The sequence below is a fragment of the Blastococcus sp. CCUG 61487 genome, assembly GCF_005222955.1.
In the GTDB taxonomy this organism is placed as follows: domain Bacteria; phylum Actinomycetota; class Actinomycetes; order Mycobacteriales; family Geodermatophilaceae; genus Blastococcus.
In genome coordinates this window covers 1-1501 of the sequence record NZ_LWUA01000029.1, presented here as the reverse complement: position 1 = coordinate 1501, position 1501 = coordinate 1, and the positions used below count along the sequence as shown (strand labels likewise).

1 protein-coding gene is annotated in these 1501 nt (G+C 69.3%); it reads left to right on the top strand.

The features are described 5' to 3' along the window. The first annotated feature begins 140 nt into the window (after window positions 1-140). Complete coding sequence (locus tag A6V29_RS03090) at window positions 141-1493, top strand: IS30 family transposase (protein ID WP_502700063.1); 1353 nt, start codon at window positions 141-143, stop codon at window positions 1491-1493. The last annotated feature ends 8 nt before the right edge of the window (window positions 1494-1501 follow it).

The following is a 1501-nucleotide window of genomic DNA, read 5'->3' as shown; positions in this document are numbered from 1 at the left end:
AGGTGGATTCAACTGGTCGTCGCAACACCTTGATCGTGGAGGTGTGCGGCGTGGTGACGGCGGACTGGAGCAAGAAGACCAGCGATGTTCCCGAGGACCTGCGTCGGCAGTGGCGTGCTGACCGTGCTCTTCGGCCGGCGATGCGCTCGCCTGGTAGGCCGGACCCCTCACGGGTGGTGCAGCGCCAGTTCTGGCGGCTGATCGCCACCGGGATCACCACGGTCGAGGCGTCGCTGGCGGTCGGCGTGTCCTGGCCGGTGGGCACCCGGTGGTTTCGCCACGCTGGCGGCATGCCGCCGATCTCGCTGGCCGAGCCCACGGGCCGCTACCTGACCTTCGAGGAGCGTGAGGAGATCGCGATTCTGCGCGCCAAGGGCGCCGGCGTGCGCCAGATCGCCCGTACTGTGCAGCGCGATCCGTCGACGATCTCGCGTGAGCTGCGCCGCAACGCGGCCACGCGTAGCGGTCGGCCCGACTACCGCGCGACGGTCGCCCAGTGGAAGGCACAGCAGGCCGCCAAGCGCCCCAAGGTCGCCAAGCTCGTGACCAACCAGCGCCTGCGCGACTACGTCCAGGAACGCTTGGACGGCACCGTACGGCGCGCTGATGGAACGGTCGTCGCGGGCCCGGTCGCGGCCGGGTGGAAGGGGCGCAAGATGAAGCCCCACCGGGCAGATCGGCGCTGGGTGACCGCCTGGAGCCCGCAGCAGATCAGCAACCGCCTCGGGCTGGACTTCCCCGAAGATGAGTCGATGCGGATCAGCCACGAGGCGATCTACCAGGCGCTGTTCATCCAGGGCCGCGGTGCGCTCAACCGTGAGCTCGTCGCGTGCCTGCGCACCGGACGGGCGTTGCGAGAACCACGAGCCCGCACGCGCAACAAGCCCCAGGGGCACGTCACCGTCGACGTGGTCTTCAGTCAGCGGCCCGCCGATGCCGCCGACCGAGCCGTCCCAGGCCACTGGGAAGGCGACCTGATCATCGGCACCGGCCGGTCGGCGATCGGCACGCTCGTCGAGCGCTCGAGCCGCTCGACACTGCTGGTGCACCTACCCCGCATGGAAGGCTGGGGCCAGCAGCCGGCGGTGAAGAACGGGCCCTCCCTCGGCGGCTACGGGGCACTGGCGATGAACGCTGCGCTGACCGCGTCGATGACACGACTGCCCGATCAGCTGCGGCAGACGCTCACCTGGGACCGGGGCAAGGAGCTCTCCGGCCATGCCCAGTTCGCCCTCGACACCGGCACCAAGGTGTTCTTCGCCGACCCCCACTCGCCATGGCAGCGACCGACGAACGAGAACACCAACGGACTGCTCCGCCAGTACTTCCCCAAGGGAACCGACCTGTCCCGCTGGTCCGCCGACGAGCTCGAAGCCGTCGCGCTGACGATCAACGACCGGCCCCGCAAAGTCCTGGGTTGGAAGACTCCCGCCGAGGTCTTCGCCGAGCAACTACTGTCCCTTCAACAGCCCGGTGTTGCATCGACCGGTTGAACCCGCCC

Bases quoted from the DNA above. Each gene is read 5' to 3' on its own strand.
- A6V29_RS03090 (WP_502700063.1), top strand. From the start codon at position 141: ATGCGCTCGCCTGGTAGGCCGGACCCCTCACGGGTGGTGCAGCGCCAG.